The organism is Sulfitobacter sp. OXR-159 (assembly GCF_034377145.1).
In the GTDB taxonomy this organism is placed as follows: Bacteria; Pseudomonadota; Alphaproteobacteria; order Rhodobacterales; family Rhodobacteraceae; genus Sulfitobacter.
This window is the reverse complement of sequence record NZ_CP139707.1, coordinates 1,173,636-1,193,609: the sequence shown is the minus strand read 5'-3', so window position 1 is coordinate 1,193,609 and position 19,974 is coordinate 1,173,636. Positions and strand designations below refer to the sequence as shown.

General features: G+C 62.3%; 18 protein-coding genes. 9 read left to right on the top strand and 9 right to left on the bottom strand.

The window, feature by feature from the left end; all coding sequences use genetic code 11:
* The first annotated feature begins 15 nt into the window (after window positions 1-15).
* The gene (locus T8A63_RS05840) at window positions 16-1,089 is read left to right on the top strand and encodes a YeeE/YedE family protein (protein WP_067630273.1); all 1,074 of its coding nucleotides are present in this window, start codon (window positions 16-18) and stop codon (window positions 1,087-1,089) included.
* Here the strand turns inward: T8A63_RS05840 and T8A63_RS05835 are convergent.
* The 4 genes from T8A63_RS05835 to T8A63_RS05820 form a co-directional block, all read right to left on the bottom strand.
* The gene (locus tag T8A63_RS05835) at window positions 1,025-2,293 is read right to left on the bottom strand and encodes a DUF3422 domain-containing protein (RefSeq protein WP_322345251.1); all 1,269 of its coding nucleotides are present in this window, start codon (window positions 2,291-2,293) and stop codon (window positions 1,025-1,027) included. The genes T8A63_RS05840 and T8A63_RS05835 overlap by 65 nt on opposite strands.
* Before the next feature lie 217 nt (window positions 2,294-2,510).
* A complete protein-coding gene (locus T8A63_RS05830; protein WP_322345250.1) occupies window positions 2,511-3,944 on the bottom strand; it encodes an NAD(P)(+) transhydrogenase (Re/Si-specific) subunit beta in 1,434 nt (477 codons plus the stop codon).
* A 13-nt stretch (window positions 3,945-3,957) separates the two neighbouring features.
* A complete protein-coding gene (locus T8A63_RS05825) occupies window positions 3,958-5,532 on the bottom strand; it encodes a Re/Si-specific NAD(P)(+) transhydrogenase subunit alpha (protein ID WP_067630280.1) in 1,575 nt (524 codons plus the stop codon).
* A gap of 241 nt (window positions 5,533-5,773) precedes the next feature.
* Window positions 5,774-6,490 carry a porin gene (locus T8A63_RS05820; RefSeq protein WP_067630283.1) on the bottom strand — a complete coding sequence of 239 codons (717 nt, stop codon included), beginning with the start codon at window positions 6,488-6,490 and terminating at the stop codon, window positions 5,774-5,776.
* A gap of 233 nt (window positions 6,491-6,723) precedes the next feature.
* Between T8A63_RS05820 and T8A63_RS05815 the strand changes: the two genes are divergently transcribed.
* Complete coding sequence (locus T8A63_RS05815) at window positions 6,724-7,476, top strand: SDR family NAD(P)-dependent oxidoreductase (RefSeq protein ID WP_120351355.1); 753 nt, start codon at window positions 6,724-6,726, stop codon at window positions 7,474-7,476.
* Window positions 7,477-7,520: 44 nt separating this feature from the next.
* Window positions 7,521-8,105 (top strand): REP-associated tyrosine transposase, encoded by a 585-nt coding sequence (locus tag T8A63_RS05810; protein ID WP_322345249.1) that lies wholly within the window; start codon window positions 7,521-7,523, stop codon window positions 8,103-8,105.
* A gap of 217 nt (window positions 8,106-8,322) precedes the next feature.
* On the opposite strand, the gene T8A63_RS05805 is transcribed toward T8A63_RS05810, so the two are convergent.
* The 3 genes from T8A63_RS05805 to T8A63_RS05795 all read right to left on the bottom strand — a co-directional run bounded on the left by T8A63_RS05805 (window position 8,323) and on the right by T8A63_RS05795 (window position 11,639).
* Window positions 8,323-9,105 (bottom strand): gamma-glutamyl-gamma-aminobutyrate hydrolase family protein, encoded by a 783-nt coding sequence (locus T8A63_RS05805; RefSeq protein ID WP_322345248.1) that lies wholly within the window; start codon window positions 9,103-9,105, stop codon window positions 8,323-8,325.
* 52 nt (window positions 9,106-9,157) lie between these two features.
* Window positions 9,158-11,323 carry a malate synthase G gene (locus T8A63_RS05800; RefSeq protein WP_322345247.1) on the bottom strand — a complete coding sequence of 722 codons (2,166 nt, stop codon included), beginning with the start codon at window positions 11,321-11,323 and terminating at the stop codon, window positions 9,158-9,160.
* Window positions 11,324-11,414: 91 nt separating this feature from the next.
* Window positions 11,415-11,639 carry a hypothetical protein gene (locus tag T8A63_RS05795; RefSeq protein WP_259944974.1) on the bottom strand — a complete coding sequence of 75 codons (225 nt, stop codon included), beginning with the start codon at window positions 11,637-11,639 and terminating at the stop codon, window positions 11,415-11,417.
* Between the two features lie 103 nt (window positions 11,640-11,742).
* On the opposite strand from T8A63_RS05795, the gene pepN reads away from it, so the two are divergent.
* Together pepN and T8A63_RS05785 are read left to right on the top strand one after the other, a co-directional pair.
* Entirely contained in the window at window positions 11,743-14,301 is a 2,559-nt protein-coding gene (gene pepN / locus T8A63_RS05790) for an aminopeptidase N (RefSeq protein WP_322345246.1), read from the top strand.
* Window positions 14,302-14,323: 22 nt separating this feature from the next.
* A complete protein-coding gene (locus T8A63_RS05785) occupies window positions 14,324-14,755 on the top strand; it encodes a hypothetical protein (protein WP_240791587.1) in 432 nt (143 codons plus the stop codon).
* Window position 14,756: 1 nt separating this feature from the next.
* Here the strand turns inward: T8A63_RS05785 and T8A63_RS05780 are convergent, their stop codons facing one another.
* Entirely contained in the window at window positions 14,757-15,497 is a 741-nt protein-coding gene (locus tag T8A63_RS05780) for a transglycosylase SLT domain-containing protein (RefSeq protein WP_322345245.1), read from the bottom strand.
* 253 nt (window positions 15,498-15,750) lie between these two features.
* On the opposite strand from T8A63_RS05780, the gene T8A63_RS05775 reads away from it, so the two are divergent.
* The 4 genes from T8A63_RS05775 to T8A63_RS05760 all read left to right on the top strand — a co-directional run bounded on the left by T8A63_RS05775 (window position 15,751) and on the right by T8A63_RS05760 (window position 19,647).
* Entirely contained in the window at window positions 15,751-17,025 is a 1,275-nt protein-coding gene (locus tag T8A63_RS05775; protein WP_322345244.1) for a hypothetical protein, read from the top strand.
* A gap of 70 nt (window positions 17,026-17,095) precedes the next feature.
* Window positions 17,096-18,610 (top strand): Asp-tRNA(Asn)/Glu-tRNA(Gln) amidotransferase subunit GatB, encoded by a 1,515-nt coding sequence (gene gatB, locus T8A63_RS05770; RefSeq protein WP_120351361.1) that lies wholly within the window; start codon window positions 17,096-17,098, stop codon window positions 18,608-18,610.
* A complete protein-coding gene (locus T8A63_RS05765; RefSeq protein ID WP_067625484.1) occupies window positions 18,607-19,092 on the top strand; it encodes a thioesterase family protein in 486 nt (161 codons plus the stop codon). The genes gatB and T8A63_RS05765 overlap by 4 nt, the downstream gene beginning before the upstream one ends.
* 45 nt (window positions 19,093-19,137) lie before the next feature.
* Complete coding sequence (locus T8A63_RS05760; protein WP_067625487.1) at window positions 19,138-19,647, top strand: DUF4177 domain-containing protein; 510 nt, start codon at window positions 19,138-19,140, stop codon at window positions 19,645-19,647.
* Between the two features lie 9 nt (window positions 19,648-19,656).
* Here T8A63_RS05760 and T8A63_RS05755 read toward each other — a convergent pair whose 3' ends face one another.
* A complete protein-coding gene (locus T8A63_RS05755) occupies window positions 19,657-19,914 on the bottom strand; it encodes a BolA family protein (RefSeq protein ID WP_067941362.1) in 258 nt (85 codons plus the stop codon).
* Between the last annotated feature and the right edge of the window lie 60 nt (window positions 19,915-19,974).

The window sequence follows — 19,974 nt, the reverse complement described above, 5'->3', positions numbered from 1 at the left end:
TCGAGGGTTTTCGCGATGTTTGAGTCTTTCGGCTTTGAAGAGACGACAGCAAAAGAGGCGTCCGTTCTGCTGGCGGCGCTCATCGGGCTGGCGTTTGGCGTCTTGGCACAGCGCACGCGCTTTTGCTTTCGCCGCAGCCTCGTGGGCGAAGACCGGCGTCAAGCGCTCGGGGTCTGGCTCACCGCGCTGGCGCTGGCGGTGATCGGCACGCAGGCCGCCGTGGCCGCGGGTTGGATCAGTTTCGACGCGCATCGCTTTATGGCGTCTGAAGTGCCGTTTCTGGCGATTGCCATCGGCGGGTTGCTTTTCGGCGCGGGCATGGTCCTGACACGCGGCTGCATCTCGCGGCTGACGGTGCTAACCGGCGGCGGGAACCTCCGTGCTGCGTTGGTGGTGCTGGTCTTTGCCGTGGTGGCCCATGCGACGCTGAAAGGGGTGTTGGCACCGCTGCGCGTGGCGCTTGGGTCCGTGACCGTCGACATGGGCGACAGCGTGAGCCTTGCTGCCCTGCCCGGCGGTGCGCTGGTTTGGGGCGGTCTGATCGCCGTGGCGGCGCTGGCCTATGCGCTGCGCTCGGGCAACCGTCCGGGGCAACTGGTAATGGCCGGTTTGATCGGGCTTTTGGTGCCTGCCGCATGGGTCGGCACCGGGTATATCCTGCTGGATGAGTTCGATCCGATCGCGATGGAAAGCCTCAGTTTCACCTCACCTTCCGCCGACACCCTGTTTTGGACCATCGCCAGCAGTTCGATCCCCGCGGGCTTTGGCACCGGGCTTTTGGGCGGCGTGTTTGTCGGCGCGCTGGTCGCCAGCCTGATCGCGCGAGAGTTTCAGTGGCAGAGTTTTGACGCCCCGCGCCAAACCGGACGCTACCTGACCGGGGCGGCCATGATGGGCGTGGGCGGTGTGCTGGCCGGCGGCTGCACCTTGGGCGCAGGTCTGTCGGGTGTCCCCACGCTTTCCGTCGCGGCCATCGAGGCCATCGTGATGATCGCCTTGGGCGGGCTGGCCATGCAGGCGTTACTCAGCCGACCTTCCGCCGCAGGTGGCGCAGCGTCCACCACACGCCAAGCACAACCGGCACGGTGACCACGGCGGTCAGCAGCCCCTTGCTGACCTCCAGCGGCTCTGCCAGCGGGTAGAGCAGATAGCTGACCAGCGACACTGCGTAGTAGCTGATTGCCACCACAGACAGCCCCTCGACCGTATGCTGTAGCCTCAATTGCAAGTCGGCGCGGCGGTCCATGCTGGCAAGGATCGCTTGGTTCTGGGCCGAGCGTTCCACATCCACCCGCGTGCGCAAAAGGTCTGCGGCCCTCAGCGCGCGGGCTGCGATGGTCTGCAGCCGCGTCTCGGTAGATTTGACCGTGCGCATGGCGGGCGCATAGCGGCGCATCATGAATTCCCCAAACCCCTGCCGCCCCATGAAACGCGCCTCGCGCAGGGCAGAGATACGCTCATAGACAATCGCCTCATACGCGCCCGTTGCGGCAAAGCGATAGGCTGTCTCGGCGGTCAGCGCCTCAAGCGCCACCGATACGTCCAAGAGCGCGTGCAAAGTCTCCTCCGCCGCCGTGCCCGCCCCGCTGCGCATGGCCTCCATGAGGGTCGAGAGTTGCCCATCCAGATCATTCAGCGCCGTTGCCATTTCTCGCGCCTGCATGAAGCCCAGCATCGACATCGCCTTATAGGTCTCAATCTCGCACAGCCGCTGCACGATCCGCCCAATCCGCCGCTGCCCGGTCGCCGCATCGGTAAAGAGTGCCAGCCGCAGATGGCCAGCGGGATCAATCCGAAAATCGCTGGCAACCACCGCTGCCCCGTCGAGCACCTCTGCCACGGCGAGGCTCTCGGGCACGAACCAATCTTGCAGGTGACCCGCGATCTCTTCGTCCTCCTCCGGCTTCGGCAGGACCGCAAGCAGAGCCGAGGTGATCCGCTCCCCTTTTATGTCGGCCAGCCAATCCCCGGGAAAGGCGGCGAAATCCGCAGCAGCGAAAGGCAGGCTTCGGCCAGTGGGGGCGATCACCGTATAGGTAACGAATTCGGTATGCTGCTCCCATTTCAGCGTGAAGCGGCCCATCTCGCCATAGTAATGCGTAGCCGAAGCATCGGCGCGCGGCGCGCCGTAATGGGCCAGCAGCGCGTTCAACTCGGCCTGCGGTACGGCATCCGGCGACGGCTTCACCGCAAGAAAGGCGACCCGCGAGGGCGCGGCGAGCTGCGGAAACGGACGTGCGTGCATTTCGCCGGTGAGGGCAAGGCGCTGCGGGTGGTCTTTGATCGGGGCCATGAGGGGTTCCGCTGCTGGAGAGAGTATCTTCCTCCAAGAATAGCGCCATCGCCGCCGATGAACAGAAGAAAAATACGCATTTTCAGACACTTACTGCATACCGACGTATACCGCCCCTAGAAACGGCAAACGCCCCACCGTTTCCGGCGGGGCGTTTAAGATGTATAGGTCGGGAATTTTTTAAAAATTCCCGGTCGTTTTCTTTTAAAGAAAACGATCAGTCGATCAGCGGCAGCAGCTTGTCGAGGCTGGCTTTCGCATCACCGTAGAACATCCGCGTATTCTCTTTGAAGAACAGCGGGTTCTCGATGCCCGAATACCCAGTACCCTGCCCACGCTTGGAGACGAAGACGGTTTTCGCCTTCCAGCATTCCAGCACCGGCATGCCAGCGATGGGGCTGTTGGGGTCGTCTTGCGCCGCGGGGTTTACGATGTCGTTGGAGCCAATGACGATCGCGACGTCGGTCTCGGGGAAATCGTCGTTGATCTCGTCCATCTCCATCACAATGTCATAGGGCACTTTGGCCTCGGCCAGCAGCACGTTCATGTGACCGGGCAGACGGCCCGCCACCGGGTGGATGGCAAAGCGGACGTTCTTGCCGCGGGCGCGCAGCTTCTTGACCAGATCGCTGACCGCGCCTTGAGCTTGAGCCACCGCCATGCCGTAGCCGGGGATGATGATGACGCTGTCGGCCTCGTTGAGCGCCTGTGCGACACCGTCGGCCTCAATCGCCACCTGCTCGCCTTCGACCTCCATCGCCGGCCCAGATGTCCCGCCAAAGCCGCCCAATATCACGCTGACGAACGAACGGTTCATCGCTTTACACATGATGTAGCTCAGGATCGCACCCGAAGAACCGACCAAGGCGCCAACCACGATCAACAGATCGTTGCCAAGCGAGAAGCCAATCGCCGCCGCGGCCCAGCCGGAGTAGCTGTTCAGCATCGACACAACCACCGGCATGTCAGCACCACCGATGCCCATGATCAGGTGATACCCGATAAATAGCGCCGCCAGCGTCATGATGAACAGCGGCAAGAAGCCCCCAGTGTTGAAGTACCAGATCAGGCAGAGCAGCGAGAGTGCTGCCGCAGCGGCGTTGAGCATGTGACCGCCCGGCAGTTTCGTCGCCGCCGAGCTGACGCGGCCCGCCAGTTTGCCATAGGCAATGACAGAGCCGGTAAAGGTCACGGCACCGATGAAGATGCCGAGCACGAGTTCGACCCGCAGGATTGCGATCTCGACACCGTCCTTCTTGGCTAGCAGCGCCGCGAAACCTTCGGTCGACGCGCGCGCCACCTCGTCCATCGCCATTACGTTGCCCAGTTCGATATGGGCGTTATAGCCCACGAAGACCGCCGCGAGCCCCACAAGGCTGTGCATCGCCGCGACCAGTTCCGGCATCTGCGTCATCTGCACGCGGGTGGCCAATTGGTAGCCGATCGCGCCACCGGCGGCGATCAGGATCAGCGAAAGGAGCCAGAACCCCGCCCCCGGCCCGATCAGCGTGGCGACAACCGCCAGCGCCATACCGGCGATACCGTACCATACCGCGCGCTTGGCGCTTTCCTGACCTGACAGACCGCCCAAGCTAAGGATGAAGAGAACCGCTGCAACCACATAGGCCGCTGTCGTAAATCCGTATTCCATGATGCTCGCTCCTTCAGGATTTCTGGAACATGGCGAGCATGCGCCGTGTCACGAGGAAGCCGCCGAAAATGTTGATCCCACACATGAAGACCGACAGGGCAGCAAGAAGGATCACCAGCCACGAGCCAGAGCCGATCTGCATCAGCGCGCCCAAAATGATGATCGAGGAGATCGCGTTGGTCACTGCCATCAGTGGCGTGTGCAGGCTGTGCGCCACGCCCCAGATGACTTGGAAACCGACAAAGACCGCCAGAACGAAGACGATGAAGTGCTGCATGAAGCTGGCGGGTGCGACGAGGCCGACACCGAGCAGCAGCGCCGCGCCTACGGCCAAGAGCGTGACTTGGTTCTTGGTCTGCGCTTTGAAAGCAGCCAATTCGTCAGCACGCTTCTCTTCCGGGGTCTTTTCTTTAACCTTTTCCTTCTTCGGCGCGGCCGCGATGGCTGCGACCTTGGGCGGTGGCGGTGGGAAGGTCACTTCTTTTTCGTGGGTGATGGTCGCGCCCCGGATCACGTCATCTTCCATATCGTGGTTGATGACACCGTCTTTCTCGGGCGTCAGATCCGTCATCAGGTGGCGGATGTTGGTGGCGTAAAGTGTCGAAGCCTGCGTCGCCATGCGCGAGGGGAAATCGGTATAACCGATGATCGTGACACCGTTGTCGGTGACGATCTTCTCGTCCATCTTGGTGAGCTTGCAGTTGCCGCCCTTCTCTGCCGCGAGATCGACGATCACGGAGCCGGGCTTCATCGCCTGCACCATGTCCTCGGTCCAAAGCTCGGGTGCTTCGCGGTTGGGGATCAGCGCCGTGGTGATGACGATGTCCACATCAGGCGCCAATTCGCGGAACTTGGCCAATTGCGCTTCGCGGAATTCGGGCGAGGAAACAGAGGCATAACCGCCCGAAGCCGACCCATCGGCCTGTTCTTCTTCAAAGTCGAGATAGACAAACTCAGCGCCCATCGATTCGACCTGTTCGGCCACTTCGGGGCGCACGTCGAACGCGAGCGTGATGGCACCCAGCGAGGTCGATGTGCCGATGGCGGCAAGACCCGCAACACCCGCGCCGACGACCAGAACCTTCGCAGGGGGCACCTTGCCCGCCGCCGTGATCTGCCCGGTGAAGAAACGGCCAAAGTTGTTGCCCGCCTCAATGACCGCACGGTAGCCCGCGATATTGGCCATGGAGGACAGCGCGTCCATCTTCTGGGCACGGCTGATGCGCGGCACCATGTCCATCGCCATGACGGTCGCGCCTTTGGCGGCGGCGGCCTCCATCAGCTCTTTGTTGCCCGCAGGGTTGAACATGGAAATGAGCGTCTGGCCCGCGCGCAGGCGCTTGACCTCGGCGTCAGACGGCGGGCGCACCTTGGCAACCACATCGGCGGCCTTGTAGAGAGCAGCGGCGGTATTCACCACCTCGACGCCTGCGCCCTCATATGCGGCATCGTCAAAGCCCGCAGCCGCACCGGCGCCGGTTTCGATGACGCATGTATGCCCAAGCTTTTGCAGTTGCAGCGCGCTGTCCGGCGTCATTGCGACCCGGTTCTCGCCCTCAAATATTTCTTTTGGTGTCCCGATCTTCAAACCAAGAGTCCCCCTTTGCTGGCCCGTCACGCCGCTTTGGCGCAACTTTGTTAGTCAGAGCGATAGCGCGCGCGCAGCAATAGTACAAGCAAACCGCTACGTGAAACGAAGCAAAATTGCTGCACTGCGACACCGAGAGAACGGTTTGCTGTTTTCGGTGCGGAGATAGAACAGCCGTTCTACACCGCGCCAATGGCATGGCCCGAAGGCCATACCAAATCGCCGACCCAATGCGTGGGTATCAGAGACCGGGGATCAGCCGGGCCAACCCGCGCTGGTCAAAGGTGGTCCCACGATCTGCACCAAAGGCGATCTCGCCGCCCAAACCGACGAAGGGTTCAGAGACGTTCACGCCACCCGCTTCGGCCTTGGCCGAGCCGACCTCAAGGAACAGATTGGTGTTAACCGATACGTCGCGGTCAAGACGGATTGCGAACCGGGACAGATCGCCGGTGTCATCGTCGGCCATGTCATAAGAGCCTGTCAGGCCAAAGCCTTCCTGCATCTCATAGCGGGCTTTGATCCCGCCAAGCGTGGCATCGCCCAGATCGGTGTCGACATTGGCGATATAGCCCTCGAACTCCCATTCGCGGACTTCATAGCCAGCCTCGATCCCAAAGATATCGGCCTCATCGCCTTCGACGTCTTCAAAGGTGTAGAAAGCGCCGAAAGAGGTCGCGTCGTTCAGGTGATAGATGCCGTGCAGACCCAGCAGCGTGCTGTCGATATCGGTAAAGCCAAAATCATGATAGGCGGCATCGATTTGCAGGCTGAAATCGCGGCTGAACCCCAGTTCCATCGCGCCTTCGAGACCCCAGTGGTTAAAATCGGTGTCTTCGGCGAAGGCCGAATAAGACAGCCCGACCGACCCGCCGGTGACTTCGACGGCGCCTGCCGTTGTCGCGCCCAATGCAAAGGACGCGGCCAGCGCCAAAGAGGAAATTTGCGAAAAATTCATGATACTGCTCCAATACAAAACAAGGCCCTGTGATCAGGTTACCTGCTGCAACCTGTGAGGGAATGTTCGCGCGGTTGCAAGGGTGGCTGTGCCCGCCCAAGATAATTGTGTCTGCGCCGCCACTACCCTGCGCCACTCGCCTGTGCTGCCCTTCAAATAACGCCCCGTCATCCGAAGCTGCCTCTTGTCCTGTCGCCGCCAGCGCGCCACCATGCCCGCAAAGGGGAGGCATTATGACATTGCAAGACAAACACGCATTCATCACCGGCGGTGGCACCGGCATCGGGCTCGCCATCGCGCAGGATCTGGCGGCCAAGGGGGCGCGGGTCACCATCACCGGGCGGCGGCAGGAGGTGCTTGACGCAGTGTCGGGCAATGGCATCACCGGCATGGCGATGGATGTCCGCGACGAGGCGCAGGTCATCGACACGATCGCCCGCGCGGTAGAGGCCAACGGGCCGGTGCAAATCTGCGTGGCAAACGCAGGCGTGGCCGAGGGGCGATCGCTGCATAAAACCGACCTCGATTTCTGGCGCGACATGATGGCGACCAATCTCGATGGTGCTTTTCTCACCATCCGCGAGAGCCTGAAATCCATGCGCCAGACCGATTGGGGCCGGGTGATCGCAGTGTCCTCCATGGCGGGCCTGCGCGGGCTGCCGGGGGCGGCCTGCTACTCGGCCTCAAAACACGGGATGATCGGGCTGATCCGCTCGCTCAGTGAGGATTACATGGGCCAGCCCTTTACCTTCAACGCCCTCTGCCCCGGCTATGTCGATACCGAAATCATCGCGCGCAACACGCAAGCGATCTCCAAACGCGCCGGGCTGTCCGAGGAAAAGGCCCGTGATGTCATGGTCAACGCCAACCGCCACAAACGCCTGATCGCCCCGTCTGAAGTGGCGGCGGCAGCGGCTTGGCTGGTTGGCGAAGGCTCGGAAAGCGTCAACGGCCAGTCGATCGAGATTGCGGGCGGGCAGATGTAGCAGCGTTAAGGGGAGTTTAACCAAGCTGCGCCAAACATGGGGCCATGAGAGACCGCGTTTCACCCTATGGCCCGAATTGCTATTTCTTTACCCTGCGCCTGGCGAAGCGGGACGATGACGCGCTGTTGCGGCATATCACGGCCCTGCGCCAAGCGATGCGTGAGACTTTGGCGCGCAGGCCGTTTCGGATTGATGCCATCGCGGTCCTACCGGATGTGATCCACACGGTTTGGACCCTGCCCCCGAATGATAATGACTACGGCAACCGCATCGGCATGTGGAAGGGGCGCTTTTCCAGACACCTCCCCCCAGCCCCGCATCGCAGTTTGCAGCAGATCAAACGGGGGGAGAAAGGGATATGGCAGCGGCGTTTTTGGGAGCATCGGATACGCGATCATGCGGATTTCGAGCGGCACTGCGATCTGGTGCACTTCAGCCCGGTGCATGCAGGATATTGTCAGCGACCAGAGGGGTGGCCCAACAGTTCCTATTCCCGCGCCTTTTCTCGTGAGGTCCCGCCGCAGGATCGGAGGGCGGACCATCCGGCGGAGGAGGCGGTCTTGGACGATGATGTAACGCCGCTCAGTCACATGATGACACCCGCGCCCCCGAACCGCCTGCACAGTTGACTTGCTTGGCGGCAGATCACAGTGGCAGCCGGTAGCGTGGCCCCATTTAAAATGGCCCGTTTTCAACAGGGGATTGGGGTCGTATCCTTGCCCGAAGCTCCGAGCGGCACCCCCACAAGAGAGCCTTCAACCCGGCAGCGCCCGCTATATGCGCGACCCGCGCTCACAGGGTGAGGGCCGCGCGCGCCGTGAAAACCCCGCGGCCAGCCGCCCCGCTCTATTGCGCGGCAGTCATCACCGGCAGGGCCGAGCCATCCGCGGCCCAAGCCCGCACCGCGGCACCGAAATGTTCGAACAACGGGCGCGAGACCGGGTCACTGGCCGCGTTCCACTCAGGATGCCATTGCACCGCGAGGGTAAAGCCCGGCGCGTCTTTGATGTAGATCGCCTCGGGCGTGCCGTCATCCGCGTGGCCGTCGATCACCACGCGCGGGCCGGGTTCCTTGATCCCCTGCCCGTGCAGCGTGTTGGTCAGCACCTTCGATGCCCCCATCACACGGTGGAACACGCCGCCTTCGGTAAAGCTCACGTCATGGCGCAGCTCGAATTTCTCTTCCATGGTGCCATCGGGGGGCATCCGGTGGTTCATCCGCCCGGGCAGCTCGCGAATCTCAGGGTAGAGCGAGCCCCCCATGGCCACGTTCACTTCCTGAAAGCCGCGGCACAGCCCGAGGAACGGTTGGCCGCGCGCCACACAGGCGCGCACCAGCGCCAGCGCCACGGCATCGCGGGCGCGGTCAAAAGCACCATGGGCCTCTGTTTCGGGCTCACCATATTCTTCGGGATGCACATTGGGGCGCCCGCCGGTCAACAGAAAGCCGTCGCAGACCTCCAGCAACTCCTCGACCGAGACAAAGCGCGGATCGCTCGGCACGATCAGCGGCAGGCAGCCCGACACCTCGGCAATCGCTTCGGTGTTCATCTGCCCGCCCGCGTGGACGGGGTATTGATCGTTCAGCAGGTAGGAATTGCCAATGATACCAACGACGGGTCGGGCCATGAGTTACCTCTTTTTCACCATGGCCCGAACATAGGCGCTTCGCACCGCGGCCTCAACCTCGGCTCTGCGCCTTCAACTCCAAGCGCCGCGCGTGCAGCACCGGTTCGGTATAGCCCGAGGGCTGTTCGCGCCCCTTCAGCACCAGATCGCAAGCGGCCTGAAAGGCCACCCCGTCAAAGCCGGGCGCCATGGGACGATAGCTGGGATCGCCCTCGTTTTGACGGTCCACCACGGCTGCCATTTTTTTAAGCGCAGCCCCGGCTTCTTCGCGGCTGATGACGCCGTGATGCAGCCAATTCGCCAGCGCTTGGGCCGAGATGCGGCAGGTGGCGCGATCTTCCATCAGGCCCACGTCGTTGATGTCGGGCACTTTGGAGCAGCCGACCCCCTGATCGATCCAGCGGACGACATACCCCAAAATACCCTGCGCGTTGTTCTCGATCTCGCGGGTGATTTCTTCGGTGCTGAGGTTGCGGCCTTCCATCACCGGGATGGTCAACAGCGCGTCGAGCGTGCCGCGCGCGCCGCCCTCTTTGATTTCTTCTTGCCGCGCCAACACGTCAACCTTGTGGTAATGTGTGGCATGTAGCGTGGCCGCCGTGGGCGATGGCACCCATGCGCAGTTGGCCCCGGATTGGGGGTGCCCAATCTTGGCCTCCAGCATCTCGGCCATGCGGTCGGGCATGGCCCACATGCCCTTGCCGATCTGCGCCCGCCCCTGCAATCCGCAGGCAAGGCCTATGTCGACGTTGCGGTCTTCATAGGCGGCGATCCAAGCGCTGTTCTTCATCTCGCCCTTGGGCACCATCGGCCCGGCTTCCATGCTGGTGTGGATCTCATCCCCAGTCCGGTCAAGAAAACCGGTGTTGATAAAGGCCACACGATGTTTCGCGGCCCGGATACATTCGGCGAGGTTCGCGCTGGTGCGGCGCTCTTCGTCCATGATGCCCAGCTTCACGGTATATTGCGGCAGGCCGAGCGTCTTTTCCACATGGGTGAAAATCTCATCGGCAAAGGCCACTTCCTCGGGTCCATGCATCTTGGGTTTCACCACATAGACGCTGCCGGTGACCGAATTGCCGCCTTCGCGCTTAAGGTCGTGGATCGCGATCAATGTGGTGATCATGGCATCCATCAGCCCTTCGCCGATCTCATGCCCCGCGCGGTCGAGCACGGCGGGGTTGGTCATCAGATGACCGACATTGCGAACCAGCATCAAAGAGCGGCCCTTCAGCGTCACTTCACCGCCATCCGGCGCGGTATAGCTGCGATCATCGGCCATGCGGCGGGTGACGGTCTGGCCACCCTTTTCAAAGGTTTCTGCAAGATCGCCCTTCATCAGCCCCAGCCAATTGCCATAGGCCAGCACCTTGTCCTCGGCGTCCACCGCTGCGACGCTGTCTTCGCAGTCCATGATGGTCGACAGCGCGGATTCGATGACCACATCGGCGACGCTGGCGGGATCGTCTTTGCCAATCGCATGGTCCGGATCAATTTTGATCTCAATATGCAGCCCGTTGTTGCGCAGCAGCACCACGTCAGGCGCCTCGGCCGCGCCCCGGTAGCCTGCAAATTGTGCCGGCTCGGCCAAGCCGCAAGGCGCTGCATCTTGCGACATCACGCCTTCGAGACGCCCATCCACCACGCGGTAACCCGCCAAATCTGCGTGGTTGCCCGCAGAGAGCGGCACCGCGTCATCCAAGAAGGCCTTTGCCCGCGCCACCACCCGCGCACCACGTTCGGCGTCATAGCCCTTCCCCGTCGGCAAATCACCCAGCGCATCGGTGCCGTAGAACGCATCATAAAGGCTCCCCCAGCGCGCATTGGCGGCGTTGAGCGCGAAACGAGCATTGGTGATCGGCACCACAAGCTGCGGCCCGGGCACCTGCGCGATCTCGGGGTCTACGTTCTGCGTCTCAATTTGAAAATCCGGCCCTTCGGGCAAGAGGTAACCAATCTCGCGTAGGAAGGCGGTATAGCTTTCCGCGTCATGCGGCTGACCCGCGCGGGTGCGGTGCCGGTCGTCGATCTTGGCCTGAATCTCGGCACGCCTCTCCAGCAGCGCGCGGTTCTTAGGCCCAAGATCATGCACGAGGTCCGACAGGCCCGCCCAAAAAACATCCGCTTCTACATCGGTGCCCGGCAGAGCCGATCCCTCAATGAACTCAACCAGTTCGGGGTCTACCTGCAAACCGTTTTTGTCAATTCTACCCGTCATTCTCTGCCCTCTCCCGCGCTGAATACCTTTGCGAAATGTCTAGCAGAAAGGCAAAGCGGCGCAAGCGCGTGAAGGACGGCGAGGCGCGGCGTTATTTTACCGTCGGTTCTGGGGTGGCGATCACAGGCTCGGCGTCCGCCGGGCCGTCCACGGGCTGCACCTCTCCTTCTGGCGAAGGGTCCGTGGCCTGCAACACCGCGTAAACGATGCCAGCAATCATCAATAGCGCGCCTGCGATGATAGCGGTTTTGATACCGATCAAAGCGGGGCGATGACGTTTCTTCTGCGTTTCGGTATCGGTGTCGGGGGCGGACATGGATACACCTCATTGCTCGAAGTTGGGGCGGCTCGGCTTGCAGGCCGCCTTCTAGAGACATAACCTTTCCCAGACCAATTACGTTCCCCCGACTGGAGGCCCAATGCGCGACGCCCCCCCCCAAACAATCTATCTCAGCGACTATCAGCCGTTCGGCTTCCTTGTGGATGAGGTGGCACTGACCTTTGAGCTTGATCCCCACAAGACGCGGGTCAAAAGCCGCATCGCCTTTCGCCCAAATCCTGCGGCGCAGACGGCGGAATTCTTCCTTCACGGAGAAGAACTCTCGCTGATTTCCGCGCAGATTGACGGCAACCCCGTCTCCCCGAAGGTTGCGGAGCGGGGTTTGACCTGCGATGTGCCAGACGGCCCCTTTATCTGGGAAGCCGAGGTTGAGATTGATCCCAAGGGCAACACCGCCCTTGAAGGGCTTTATATGTCGGGCGGCATGTATTGCACCCAATGCGAGGCCGAAGGCTTTCGCAAGATCACCTATTATCCCGACCGTCCCGATGTGATGAGTGTCTTTACCGTCACCATCAACGGGCCACATCCTGTCTTGCTGTCCAACGGCAACCCGGTGGCACAAGGGCAGAACCACGCCGAATGGCACGACCCATGGCCCAAACCTGCGTATCTTTTCGCGCTGGTGGCGGGCGATTTGGTCGCCCATTCCGATCGTTTCACCACCATGTCGGGCCGCGAAGTCGATCTGAACCTCTATGTCCGTCCCGGCGATGAGGGCAAATGCGCCTTTGGGATGGAGGCGCTGAAGGCGTCGATGAAATGGGACGAGGAGGTCTATGGCCGCGAATATGACCTCGATATCTTCAACATCGTCGCGGTGGATGATTTCAACATGGGCGCGATGGAGAACAAGGGGCTGAACATTTTCAACTCCGCCGCCGTGCTCGCCTCGCCCGAGACCTCTACGGATGACAATTTCGAGCGGATCGAGGCGATCATCGCCCATGAGTATTTCCACAATTGGACCGGCAACCGCATCACCTGCCGCGATTGGTTCCAGCTTTGCCTCAAGGAAGGGCTGACCGTCTACCGTGACAGCCAGTTCACCTCCGACATGCGGTCCCCAGCGGTGAAACGCATCAGCGATGTGATCGACTTGCGCGGGCGCCAGTTCGCCGAAGATCAAGGCCCGCTAGCCCATCCGGTACGGCCCGAAAGCTTTCAGGAAATCAACAACTTCTACACCGCCACCGTCTATGAGAAAGGCGCCGAGGTGATCGGCATGCTCAAGACCTTGGTGGGCGATGATGCCTATGCCAAGGCGCAGGACCTCTATTTCGAACGTCACGACGGCGATGCGGCAACGATCGAAGATTGGCTAAAGGTGTTCGAAGACACCACAGGCCGCGATCTGACCCAGTTCAAACGCTGGTATGCGCAGGCGGGCACGCCGCGTCTGTCGGTGACAGAGGCATGGGACGCGGGCAAAGGCATTTTCACGCTGACCTTCACCCAACACACCCCGCCCAGCGCTGCCACGCCTGAGCCCAAGCCGCAGGTTCTGCCCATCACCGTGGGTTTGATCGGCGCGGACGGGGCCGAAGTGGCCCCCTCTCGCGTGCTGGAAATGACCGAAGCGGAGCAAAGCTTTGCCTTCGACGGGTTGGATGCGCGCCCGGTGGCCTCGGTGCTGCGGGGCTTCTCCGCTCCGGTGGTGCTGGATCAAGACCTCTCTAAAGAAGAGCGCCTGCTGCTGCTTGCCCATGACAACGATCCGTTCAACCGGTGGGAGGCCGGGCGCACCTTGGCGCGGCAATCCTTGCTGGCCACGATCACCGAAGACAGCGCGCCGGATGACGAATGGCTCGCAGCATTGCGGGCGGTGCTGGAGGATGAGGCGCTGGAGCCTGCCTACCGCGCGCTGATGCTGGGCCTGCCCAGCCATGCCGATTTGGCCAGCACCCTTCATGACGCGGGCAAGACCCCGGATCCGGCGGCGATCCATCAAGCGGTGGAAGCCACGCGCGATGCCATGGCCGAGCGTTTTGCCCCGCTGCTGAGCGAGCTTTACGATCGGCATAAGGTCGACGCTCCCTATCAACCCAATGCCGCGCAATCGGGCAAACGCGCACTGACCAATGCCGCCCTTGCCTTGCTGACCCGCGTGCAGGGGCCAGGGCGCGCACAGGCGCAGTACGATCAGGCCGACAACATGACCCAGCAACTCAGCGCGCTGGCGGCCCTGCTGCGCGCGGGCCATGGCGACAAGGCGCTGGCTGAGTTTGAAGAGCAGTGGCGCGATGACCGTTTGGTGATGGACAAATGGTTCGGGCTGCAAGTCAGCCAAGCCGCGCCGGAAGAGGCCGCCGAGGTGGCGCGCAAACTCACCCAGCACGCGGATTTCAACTGGAAGAACCCCAACCGCTTCCGCGCGGTCTTTGGCAGCCTTGCGATGCATCATGCGGGCTTCCACCACGGGAGCGGCAAGGGCTACGCGCTGCTGGCCGATTGGCTGATCAAACTCGACCCGGTGAACCCGCAGACCACGGCGCGGATGTGTTCGGCCTTTCAAACATGGCGGCGCTACGACGCGACGCGGCAAGGGATGATTGAGACGCAACTGGACCGCATCCTCGCCAGCCCCGACCTCAGCCGGGACACGTCAGAGATGCTTAGCCGCATTCGCGGTGCCTGACGCGGCACCCCAGACAGAAAGCATGGCGGCCTATACCTACCGCCGCCATGCCCGCAGCCGGACGGCCCTGCTGGTGTTGCCCGCGATCTGGGCGGCCCTCGGCGCGGGGTGGCTCTGGCTTGATGCTTCGGGCTGGCTTGTGGGGCTGCTGGGGCTCTTCACCCTGCCAGCGCTTTGGGAACTTTTCACCAATCCGAGCAGCGGCTTGACGCTAGACACCGACAATCTGTCATGGGTCACCGGCAAGCGTGACGCGAAAATTGCACTGGCGCAGATCGACCGCGTGCGGCTTGATACTCGGCTTGATATGTCGGTCCGCGCCACAGTCATTCTAAAGACGGGCCGCAAGATCAAACTGCCCTTCGAGGCCACCCCACCGCACCGCGCACTGGAAACCGCGCTACATGCGCGCGGCATCACCACAGAGCGGCACCACTTCACGCTGATCCAATGATTTACGGACGGCTGCGGGGCCGTGTCGCGTTCAACGGTTTGCAATAGGACTGCTGCCGAAGCCAGCGAGACATATCCGCCCGTTTGGACGCACTGCGCATCGGCCCCCAATCGGCCCCGACACCGCGCTTGCCATTTCCGGCAATCACCCCGTCCCGCGGCACCGTCGTCGCCATGATCCGCACGGCACAGCTGAGATTCGCCGCCCCGTTTTTAAGCGCATCACCGCTGCCAACGTTACACTTATAGCCGCGCGCCGTGCCCGGCAGGATCTGCAACAGCCCATACCACCGACCGCCCCCACCCACGGCCCAAGACCGATAGGTGCTTTCATGTTTCGCCAGCGTCGACATAAAGCCGACCCAAAAGGCGCGCCGCTGGCTCTCGGATGCGTTCGGATAGGCGGGGCACCATTCCTGCACATCCGCAGGCACCATATCCACCAAGGGCTTGCCATGCGACTTGAGCGCCGAAATAGCGGCCCGCGTCCAAAGCGAATGCCCCCGCATATGTTGCCAGCGCGTGCGCGGCAGATTGCCCGGGCGCGCAGGCGGGCGCAGCGTTGTGGTGAACGGCGCGGTTTCAAGCGCGGGCGGTTCCTCGTCAGCCTCTACCGCATCGGGGAAAGACAAAGAGGTCGCGGCGGTCTGCACCACGTTATCCACCTCCACCACAGGGGCGGGCTGTTTGGGAAGCTCGGCCCAAAGCAATGTGGGGCTTGTGCAGAGCAGCAGGGCAATCATGGCAGGTCTCATGACGCGCATAAGACCGCCCCAAAACCCAGTTGGCAAGCATGACGGCCTTGCAAGATCGGCAGATTTCCTCTGATCGGGAAACAGCGCCCCGCCCAGATGCCAGATTGTGGCCTATGGTTACGCTTTCATGCCCGCCCCCGCTGCAGAATTTTCCCGAAAGCTCCGCACCCCGGACACGGTTCCGCCCCATTGCCCGGTCAAACCTAAATCATCGATAAATAGCAGGCAGGACCGGCCCCAGATGAAGAAACTCTCGCATATGATCCCGTCGGCCTTGCAGGGATTTTTTGGCAAACCCGCGCCCCAAGCGCCCGAGCTTGAACCGCTGGAAATGCCGCTGCTGCGCCGCCGTGCGCCGCGCGATGCCCTGCTGCGCATTTCCTGCCCCGACCCAACCGCCGAAGAGATGCAGCGCGACCGCCACCAATACCGCGCGCAATGGCTGGTGCGCCAAGAACGCTGGGATGAGATGGCAACCTTGCTGCATGACGCCGATATGCGCCGCGAAATGACACCGGGTGCCATGCCGGTGGCCGAACTGATGGCCTTTGGCGCGCGGGCGGATGTGATTCTCGCCGCGGAACACGCGCTTTACGACGGCAAACCGGCCAGCGACGCGCCGCTGATGGCCGGGATCGAAGCCTTGGAACATGTGCTGGCCGACCATGCCGAAAGCCCGGTGATCGCGGCCATCGTGGCCCAAGCGCATACGGACATCGGCTGGGCCTGGCGCGGCACGGGCTGGGACAGCGACGTGCCCGCCCGCAACCACGCGGCCTTTGTGGCGCATTTTGAACGCGCGGAGCAAATCCTCGCGCCATTCGACAAGGACACAGCCGCCTCGCCCCTGCTCGCGGCGACGCACTGTGCCCTACTGGGGGGAACCGGCGGTGACGCCCGCGCCGTGGCCGACCGCTACGCCCGGCTCATCGACCTGAACCCCGAAAACCCGCGCCCCATGCGGGCCATGGGCAACCACCTTCTGCCGCGGTGGCATGGCTCATATGACCAATTGGAACTCGAGGCCCGTCGCACTGCCGCGCGGACCGAAGAGACATGGGGCGCGGGCGGCTATACATGGGTGCAATTCGACGCGATCAGCTGCGATGCGCGGGCCTGTGCCAATCTTGATGTGCCGTTTTTCATCGAAGGGCTGCGCGATATCCTCGCGCGTCGCCCCGATCCGCATACCGCCAACCTGTTGGCCGCCTATTGTGCCAGCGCCATCGGTCAGGCCACCCCGTCCGAGAATGCCACAGGGGCCGTGCGCGCCGAGATCGCCGATTGCGCCCGCTGGATTGTACGGGACCATATGACGGAACTGCACCCGCTGCTCTGGGCTCATGCTGCACGCGGCTTCGACAACAACCTGCGCGTCCGCTCCGCCCGGCGCTTTGCCGCCTCGGGCCGGGATGAGGCGATGCGCATCATCACCGGCCTGTTCCAAGGCGAGATCGAAGCGGGCAAACGGGTCATTTTCACCGAAGGCCGCCGCCAGATTGCCATGCCGGGCTAGCCTGCCTCTTGAAGCGCGTGGTGCGCTCCAGTATGACCGGCCAAGTTCCAATTGACCGAAGGCGGCCGCGATGCTTGATCTGAGTTACGACACCCCGAAACCGCGCGTGATTGCCGGTGCCAAACATGACTGGGAACTGGTCATCGGGATGGAGGTGCACGCGCAGGTCGCGTCGAACGCCAAGCTGTTTTCAGGCGCCTCGACCAAATTCGGCGCGGAGCCCAACAGCAACGTGGCCTTCGTCGATGCCGCGATGCCCGGCATGCTGCCGGTGATCAACGAATACTGCGTCGAACAGGCGGTGCGCACCGGGCTGGGTCTCAAGGCAGAGATCAACCTGAAGTCCGCCTTCGACCGCAAGAACTACTTCTACCCCGACTTGCCGCAGGGCTATCAGATCAGCCAGCTTTATGAACCCATCGTGGGCGAAGGTGAAGTGCTGGTCGAGATTGGCGACGGCACCGCCCGTCTGGTGCGGATCGAGCGCATCCATATGGAACAGGACGCGGGCAAATCGATCCACGACATGGACCCGAATATGTCTTTCGTCGACCTGAACCGTACCGGCGTCTGTCTGATGGAAATCGTCTCGCGCCCCGACATTCGCGGGCCTGAAGAGGCCGCCGCCTACCTTGGCAAACTGCGCCAAATCCTGCGCTATCTCGGCACCTGCAACGGCGACATGCAGTCCGGCGCGATGCGTGCTGACGTGAACGTGTCGATCTGCCGCGTGGGCCAGTACGAGAAGTACCAAGAGACACAGGATTTCAGCCATCTGGGCACCCGCTGCGAGATCAAGAACATGAACTCCATGCGCTTTATCCAGCAGGCCATCGAAGTCGAAGCCAAACGCCAGATCGCGATTGTCGAAGCCGGTGGCGAAGTGGTGCAGGAAACGCGCCTTTTCGACCCAGACAAGCAAGAAACCCGCTCCATGCGCTCCAAAGAAGAGGCGCATGACTACCGCTATTTCCCCGACCCCGATCTGCTGCCGCTTGAGATTGAGCAGGCATGGGTGGACGAGATTGCCGCAAACCTGCCGGAACTGCCGGACCAAAAGAAAGCGCGTTTCATCGGTGACTTTGGCCTGAGCGACTATGACGCTTCCGTGCTGACCGCCGATCTCGACAGCGCGGGCTACTTTGAGGCCGTGGCGCAGGGGCGCGATGGCAAGATGGCGGCGAACTGGGTGATCAACGAACTCTTCGGGCGTCTCAAGAAAGACGACAAGGGCATCACCGAAAGCCCGGTCACCCCGGCGCAGCTTGGCAGCATCGTCGATCTAATCGCGTCAGATGCGATTTCCGGCAAGATCGCCAAGGAAGTCTTTGAAATTACCTACACAACTGGCCGCGACCCGGCAGAGATCGTGGAGACTGAGGGCCTCAAGCAGGTCACAGACACCGGGGCGATTGAAACGGCAGTGGATGAAATCATCGCCGCCAACCCCGATCAGGTCGCCAAGGCGCAGCAGAACCCGAAACTTGCGGGTTGGTTCGTCGGTCAGGTGATGAAAGCCACGGGCGGCAAGGCCAACCCCAAGGCCGTCAACGAAATCGTGTCGCGCAAGCTCGCCCAGCAATGAGCGAGACCCCGGCCCCCTTCCGTTCGAGCGAGATGAAGGTTCTCCCCGAATGGATTGATTTCAATGGTCATTTGAACATGGCCTATTACAACGTCCTGTTCGATCAGGGCGTTGACCAAGCCTATGGCGACATTGGGCTGGGGCCGGAGTATCAACGCACGGGCTGCACCACCTATGTGGCCGAATTCCACGTCTGCTACCTGCGCGAATTGCATGAGGGTGACCGCGTCTACACCACCTTCCAATTGCTCGACCATGACGAGAAACGGTTTCACAGCTTTCAAGAGCTGTGGCACGTCGACGGTTGGCTCGCCGCCACCGCCGAAGGGTTAACGCTGCATGTGGACCAATCCGGCCCGCGTGTCGCCCCGATGCCGCAGCATATCCTGACACGTCTTGACGCGATGCGCCGCAGCCATGCCAAATTGCCCACACCGGCGCAGGCCGGTCGCAGCATCGGCATCCGCCGCAAATCCGCCTGAAACTCACCTGACGCGGCTCATGTCGCCAACCCAGCCGAGGCCCCTATGCGCTACGAATACAAGATCCTTCCCGCCCCCACCAAAGGGCAGAAAGCCAAAGGTCTGAAAGCCCCCGAAGCGCGCTTTGCCAATACGTTGGAAGAGTGCCTGAACGAACAGGCCGCCGAGGGCTGGGAGTACCAGCGGGCCGAGACATTGCCCTCGCAAGAACGCTCTGGCCTGACCTCGACCACCACCGAGTGGCGCAATGTGCTGGTGTTCCGCCGCTTGGCCAGCGCGAACAGCCAACCTGAGGACGGCGATCTGTTGCCCCCCGCCGCTGCAACGCCTGCATTGTCCGCCACGATTGAGGGCGACGAGACGGCGCTTCAGGCCGATGCGCCCGCCTCCATCACGCCCGACGATGACGCCCCTACCAAGGTGGAGCCCGCCAAAGAGGAACCCGCCAAGCTGGCAACGCCACCTGCGTTCCTCTCCGGCACCGCGACAGAGCAAGCGCCGGACGTTTCTTCGCCGGATAAATCCGACGAAGACGACGACAAGTCAAAGCCCTAAACGGGGGCCTTATTCGTCCAGATCCAGCGCCAGCGCATGAATGCGCCCCATCAGATCCGGCCCCAAGGCACTGTGCACCGCCCGGTGCCGCGCCAGCCGGTTCTGACCCTTGAAACGCTCTGAGCGGATGCGCACGTTGAAGTGGCTTTCGCCCCCCTCTTGAAACCCGGCATGACCGCGATGGCTTTCGCTGTCATCCACCACATCCAACTCTCGCGGCGCAAATTCGGCCTCCAGTCGGTCTGAAATCTCTTGTGTTGTCGACATGTTTTTTACCTCGGCCCCCTTCAATCCTGCGACGCAGGGTATATGGTGACCGGCCTGAGT